This is a genomic window from Parendozoicomonas sp. 2304DJ65-17 (genome assembly GCF_058148445.1).
Genome location: NZ_JBYVJV010000007.1, coordinates 262,641 through 269,192, shown reverse-complemented (window position 1 = coordinate 269,192; position 6,552 = coordinate 262,641). Strand labels below are relative to the sequence as shown.

Annotated in this window: 6 protein-coding genes and 1 rRNA gene; 6 read left to right on the top strand and 1 reads right to left on the bottom strand. The window is 47.2% G+C overall.

Annotated elements, in window-relative coordinates:
• The first annotated feature begins 186 nt into the window (after positions 1 to 186).
• Both rrf and ACY2RR_RS18000 read left to right on the top strand, forming a co-directional pair.
• A 5S ribosomal RNA gene (gene rrf / locus ACY2RR_RS18005) occupies positions 187 to 302 on the top strand.
• A gap of 144 nt (positions 303 to 446) precedes the next feature.
• Positions 447 to 779: a DUF2956 domain-containing protein gene (locus ACY2RR_RS18000; RefSeq protein WP_490109561.1), complete on the top strand. Its 333-nt coding sequence runs from the start codon at positions 447 to 449 to the stop codon at positions 777 to 779.
• Positions 780 to 841: 62 nt separating this feature from the next.
• Here the strand turns inward: ACY2RR_RS18000 and pfkA are convergent, their stop codons facing one another.
• Positions 842 to 1,843 (bottom strand): 6-phosphofructokinase, encoded by a 1,002-nt coding sequence (gene pfkA / locus ACY2RR_RS17995; protein ID WP_490109560.1) that lies wholly within the window; start codon positions 1,841 to 1,843, stop codon positions 842 to 844.
• Between the two features lie 520 nt (positions 1,844 to 2,363).
• Here pfkA and ACY2RR_RS17990 point away from each other — a divergent pair.
• From ACY2RR_RS17990 to ACY2RR_RS17975, 4 genes are all read left to right on the top strand, one after another.
• Positions 2,364 to 3,455, top strand: coding sequence for a polyamine ABC transporter substrate-binding protein (locus tag ACY2RR_RS17990; RefSeq protein ID WP_490109559.1), 1,092 nt, complete (start codon positions 2,364 to 2,366; stop codon positions 3,453 to 3,455).
• 198 nt (positions 3,456 to 3,653) lie between these two features.
• Positions 3,654 to 4,793 (top strand): ABC transporter ATP-binding protein, encoded by a 1,140-nt coding sequence (locus tag ACY2RR_RS17985; protein ID WP_490109558.1) that lies wholly within the window; start codon positions 3,654 to 3,656, stop codon positions 4,791 to 4,793.
• Positions 4,790 to 5,716 (top strand): ABC transporter permease subunit, encoded by a 927-nt coding sequence (locus ACY2RR_RS17980; protein ID WP_490109557.1) that lies wholly within the window; start codon positions 4,790 to 4,792, stop codon positions 5,714 to 5,716. Before ACY2RR_RS17985 ends, ACY2RR_RS17980 begins: the two co-directional genes overlap by 4 nt.
• The gene (locus ACY2RR_RS17975) at positions 5,713 to 6,552 is read left to right on the top strand and encodes an ABC transporter permease subunit (RefSeq protein WP_490109556.1); all 840 of its coding nucleotides are present in this window, start codon (positions 5,713 to 5,715) and stop codon (positions 6,550 to 6,552) included. Before ACY2RR_RS17980 ends, ACY2RR_RS17975 begins: the two co-directional genes overlap by 4 nt.

The following is a 6,552-nucleotide window of genomic DNA, read 5'->3' as shown; positions in this document are numbered from 1 at the left end:
GTAAGCGTTGTGAGGCGTTGAGCTAACCAGTACTAATGACTCGTGCGGCTTGACCATATAACGCCAAAGCGATCTTATGATCCGATAACGCGAAACGATCGACACATACAACGAAGTGTCAGCAACAAACGACAGATTCCTAGCTGAAGATAAGACACACAGTCATCATCTTCAGCACCAGTTTTGCCTGGCGACGAAAGAGCTTTGGAACCACCTGATCCCATCCCGAACTCAGCAGTGAAACGAGGTATCGCCGATGGTAGTGTGGGGCTTCCCCATGTGAGAGTAGGTCATCGCCAGGCGCTAAATATAAACCCCAGTCGGCATATTCAATGAATTAGTCGGCTGGGGTTTTCTATTTCTACCTCGTCATTATTCCTCATCCTCAAATTTCCAGAATCTGTTACCCTCTCTCCTCAGCAAATAATGTTGTAACGGGATGTGCTGTGTCAGGAAGTCAAAACAGAAAATCTTCATCATCTAAATCTCAGGATGAAGCCACCAAGATAGCCAAAGCTACGCAGAAACCTGGGCAGACAAAAGAACAGACCCGCTTAATTGCTCAGGGAATTCAGAAAGGAATTGAGCAATATAAAAAGCAGCACAAAGCGAAAATGCGGGAGCTGGATAAACAGCAGAAGAAGAAAGCCCGTCAGCAGGAAACTATTCAGCCTGAAGAAACCCTGAACACTGAATCCGTTATCTATAAACAACATTGGCTTCCATGGGGGCTATGTGTTGCAAGCTGGATCGGATTTGCGATTTATATTCTGCAGTAGCAAACCGAGAACTAAAAAAGAAAGGGGCACCATTGGTGCCCCTTTCTTTTTATTAAACTTTATTAAAGAGAAACAATATCTGCTACGTGAACCAGATCAGTATCGATACCCGGCTTACGGCTGATTGCATCATGCAAAGAAACCGTTGTCACGGAGCTGTTCTGAACACCCACCATAATGCCACTATGGCCAGCCAGAAGCTGTTCTACAGCTGCTACACCCAAACGACTGGCTAAAACCCTGTCAGCACAGCTGGGATTGCCACCACGTTGGATATGGCCGAGAACCGAAACCCGAATGCTGTATTCAGGTAAAAGCTTTTCAGTTTTCTCTGCCAGCTTGAATGTGTCGCCTAACTGATCACCTTCTGCAACCAGAACAATATTGGATGTCTTGTTTGAGGCACGGCTGGATTTCAGCTTATCAACAAGGTCATCAATACTTTTGTTGTCTTCAGGAATCAGAATCTCGGTAGCGCCACCGGCAATACCTGCATTCAGTGCAATAAAGCCTGAGTCACGTCCCATACATTCAATAAAGAACAAGCGGTTATGGGAAGTGGCGGTATCACGAATTCGGTCCAATGCTTCGACAACGCAATTCAGAGCTGTGTCATAACCGATCGTAAAGTCAGTACCGTAGATATCGTTGTCTATTGTTCCGGGTACACCGATAACAGGAATATCGAATTCAGAAGAGAAAATGCTGGCCCCGGTAAAAGAGCCGTCACCGCCGATAACGACTAATGCATCGATATTGTTTTTCTTCAGATTTTCATACGCTTGCTGTCGTCCTTCTTTGGTTCGAAAACCCTGACAGCGCGCAGACTTCAGCATTGTGCCACCGCGGTTAATGATATGAGCAACAGAGCGTGCATCCATTTCCCTGAGCTCGTTATCAATTAATCCCTGATAGCCTTCAGAGATACCGCTGACCTTGATGTTGTAATGGGCACATGCTCGTACAACAGCACGAATGGCTGCGTTCATGCCAGGTGCATCACCACCTGATGTGAGTACTCCGATGTGTTTCAGGTTGTTTCCCATATTATTGGTATCCCACATAGCAAGATCTTATTAATTCATTGGTCTATGAAACAGGTGGATATCTGACAAGTAAAGAAGTGCAACGATTGCCAGATTTCACCTCATTTATTGGAGCATGTTGAACGCGCCTGAATAGATAATCGGCGTGTGAGATATTTCCTACACGATAAACCGACATCTGCGTCTGTTGCCCAGACAGGCTTACTCCTACTATTACTATTACATGGATGGTTAGCGCACAGGGCCGTGTAACCCAGGGAAGGGTAACTCTAAAAGCGACCGCCAGTTCAGGCCTCACCCGCAAGAGGCCTTTTCTTTGCCTACCGTTTAAACCCCACTCCAGTTTTCAGGTTCAATCCACTGTAAAAATATTTGTATAGATTGACAGTATTCAAAGAAATAATCATTGACCTTTACCAGTGTCTGAAGACAATGTGCGCACCTGGCGATGATGTATTTCTTACTTCCACATTGCGCCCTGTCTGCACAGTTATTCAACTCTGTGCTTCGTTATACGACTTTCCAATGAGACATGCCGATGAAGTACCTTAAAAGGTATCTGCTGTTCGTATTCACTGCTTTAAGTGTGAGTGGCGGTGTAGTTGCTGAGAACGTAAATGTTCTGAACTGGAATGACTACATCGCCGAGAATACATTGACTAACTTTGAAAAGAAGACAGGGGTCAGTGTTACGTACGATGCGTTTGACAGTAATGAAATGCTTGAAGCCAAGCTACTGTCTGGTAACTCAGGCTACGATATTGTTGCGCCAACCAGTGAGTTTTTATCTCGACAGGTAAAAGCCGGCGCGTTTATTAAACTGGATAAAACCAATCTTCCAAACTGGAAAAACCTCGATCCTGGGCTGCTAGATAAACTGCAGAGTCACGATAAAGGCAACCAATATGCCGTTCCTTATATGTGGGGAACAACCGGTATTGGCTACAACAAAGAACTTGTTGAAAAGGCCCTGGGGAAAGATGCACCAGTCAACAGCTGGGCTCTTATATTTGACCCCGAGAATATGAAAAAGCTGGCGCCCTATGGCGTTGCTTTCCTTGACGCTCCTACAGAGATTTATCCTGCAGCGTTAAGCTATCTGGGATTGGATCCAAATAGTACCAATCCAAAAGACTACGCCAAAGCTGAAGAAGTCATTTCTGGCGTACGTGAATACATTACCTACTTTCATTCGTCTCGATATATTACCGACCTCGCAAACGGTGATATTGCTGTCGCTGTCGGCTGGTCGGGCGATGTTTTGATGGCATCCGATCGAGCTGAAGATGCTGGCAGAACTTTTGAAATTGCCTACTCCATTCCTAAAGAAGGCGCTGGAGTCTGGTTCGATATGCTGGCTATTCCTTCCGGTGCAGAAAATATCGATGAAGCTCATCAGTTCCTGAACTATCTGCTTGAGCCAAAAGTTATAGCTGATATCAGCAACTACGTTTCCTATGCGAATCCCAATCCGGCTTCCCGCCTGTTTATGGATGAAGAGATTGCCGGTAACACTGGCATTTATCCTGACGAGCAAACGGCTAAACGCCTTTATGCCTTTCAGGAAATTTCACCCAAACTGAATCGGGTAATCACCAGAGGCTGGAACAGAATCCTCACTGGCAGGTGAGCCAGACCAAACCGGTAAGTCTAAGTGCTTTGCTTCAGATAGCAGGGCGATTTGTACTATTTTTTAGGCATTTTTGCTTCCCTAACTACAGCACTCCCAGCCTGGCTCCGCCGGACTTTTGTTCGTGCCCAGCCAGAAACGTGAATGGGATGACTGTTTTAGTCACGTAGTTTTGGCTGCGTGGGAGATCAGACGTCGATGGCCGTACCATCTGGATTCTATAAGAAAACATTCAGTGCCCGGGAAAAGAAACAGGCACTGCTGAAAATTGAACGTGTTTCCAAAAACTTTGAGGAAACCGTTGCGGTTGATGATGTATCCCTGACGATCAATAAAGGCGAAATCTTTGCTCTATTGGGTGGGTCTGGTTCAGGTAAATCTACTCTGCTACGCATGCTGGCAGGATTTGAAAAACCCAGTGAAGGAAAAATCCTTCTGGACGGCCAGGATATTACCAACCTGCCACCTTACGAACGCCCCATTAATATGATGTTCCAGTCGTATGCACTGTTCCCGCATATGACCGTTGAACAGAATGTTGCCTTTGGTCTGAAGCAGGACAAGCTTCCTGCAGAAGAAATTAAAGAGCGTGTGGGGGAATTACTTCGTCTGGTACGCATGCAGCCATACGCTCGCAGAAAACCTCATCAGCTTTCTGGTGGCCAACGTCAGCGTGTTGCTCTGGCCCGCAGCCTGGCAAAGCGTCCAAAGCTTCTTCTGCTTGATGAGCCAATGGGCGCTCTTGATAAACAGCTGCGTACCCAGATGCAGCTGGAAGTTGTAGAGATTCTGGAAAAGGTGGGTGTTACCTGTCTGATGGTGACTCACGACCAGGAAGAAGCCATGACCATGGCTGATCGCATCGGCATTATGGATGCGGGCTGGATTGTGCAGACCGGGTCTCCTGTGGATATCTATGAAAACCCCAACAGCAGGATGACCGCTGAGTTTATTGGTTCAGTGAATATCTTTGCTGGCGAGATTTCTGAAGATGAAGCAGATCACGTGATTATTCAGTGCTCACAACTGCCGGGCCCTGTTTATATCGATCACGGTATTGCCGCACCGTTGGAAGACCGTAAATGCTGGGTGGCTATTCGCCCCGAGAAGATTGAAATCAACAAAGAACGGCCGGGTGAAAACTGCAACTGGGCGGAAGGTATCGTATACGATATTGCTTACCTTGGAGCCCACTCGGTTTATTACATTCAGCTGCCGGACGGCACTATTGTGCAATCCAATATGGCAAACACCGTGCGTACGGCAGACCACCCAACCTGGGATGACAAGGTTTATATCGCCTGGGAAGCGGATAGCAGTGTGGTACTGAACTCATGACCTTGCGTAAGCTTTTGTCGCCAGACTGGCGCGAATTGCGCTCGGAGTTTGGCCGGAGAACAGTAATTGGCATTCCTTTTATCTGGATGCTGCTGTTCTTTTTGATCCCCTTTGTCATCGTACTGAAGATCAGTTTCGCTTACACCGAAATTGCTATTCCTCCTTATTCATCACTGTTTGAATATGCCGATGAGGCGTTAACGATAATTCTGAATCTGGGGAACTACATTTGGTTAGTAGATGATCCGCTATATTTGTCTGCTTACCTTGGTTCGGTAGAGATTGCGTTCTTCGGTACTTTGTTCTGTCTGGCTGTTGGGTACCCAATGGCTTATGCCATGGCGCGCGCACCTAAACAGTGGCAGTCAGCTTTGCTTGTGGCTGTTCTGCTGCCGTCGTGGACTTCCTTTCTGATCCGCATTTATGCGTGGATGGGCATTCTCAGAAACAATGGCTTGCTGAATAACCTGTTGCTGTGGATGGGCGTAATTGATCAACCGCTGCAGATTCTGAATACCAATGTGGCTGTGTATATCGGCATTGTGTATGCCTATTTGCCGTTTATGGTTCTGCCGATTTATTCCAATTTGGTAAAGCTGGATAACAGCTTGCTGGAAGCTGCACAGGATCTTGGTGCCCGGCCCCTGGAGTGTTTCTTCAAGATAACTCTGCCGTTGTCCAAGAGCGGAATCATTGCCGGTTCCATGCTGGTGTTTATTCCTGCCGTTGGTGAGGTTGTTATTCCTCAGCTATTGGGCGGGCCGGAAACACTGATGATTGGCAAGATTCTCTGGCAGGAGTTCTTTAATAACCGGGACTGGCCGGTAGCATCGGCTCTGGCCATTGTGATGCTGTTGGTTCTGCTGATTCCGATCATGATCTTTAATCACGCACGGCTTAAGGAAATGGAGGAACGGTCATGACAGGGAAGAAGTACAGTTTCTCCAACATCATTCTTGGCTTTGGGCTGGCGTTTCTCTACCTGCCCATGTTTATTCTAGTGATCTATTCCTTCAACGCTTCCAAGTTGGTAACGGTGTGGGCTGGGTTTTCAACTAAGTGGTATGGAGAACTGTTTCGTGACCGCCAGCTTATAGAAGCTGTGATCACCAGTTTAGAAATTGCTGTATCTGCAGCAACCGCAGCAGTGGTTTTAGGAACAATGGCAGCTTATCTGCTCAATCGGTACGGGCGTTTTCGTGGGCGTACGCTGTTCAGCAGTATGATCACAGCACCATTGGTTATGCCGGACGTTATCATTGGTTTGTCATTGCTGCTGATGTTTGTGTCCCTGTCGACCAGTATCGGCTGGCCGGAAGATCGAGGCATGCTCACTATCTGGATTGCCCACGTGACCTTCTGTACGGCTTATACGACGATTGTTATCAGTTCCCGCCTGCGGGAGATGGATGTCTCTATTGAAGAAGCCGCAATGGATCTGGGAGCGTCTCCTTTGAAAACCTTCTTTGTCATTACGCTACCGACCATCGCACCGGCTTTGGCTTCGGCGTGGCTGCTATCGTTCACTCTTTCACTCGATGATCTGGTGATTTCCAGCTTTGTTGCGGGGCCAGGTTCAACAACATTGCCAATGGTCGTTTTCTCATCAGTACGATTGGGTGTTTCACCAAAGGTTAATGCACTGGCAACGCTGATAATTCTCTGCGTGTCGCTGGCAGCATTCGTTTCCTGGTGGATGGCACGCAGGGCTGATAGAAATCAGCGTGCGGCTTATCAAATGATGGGGCGGGATCAGTAA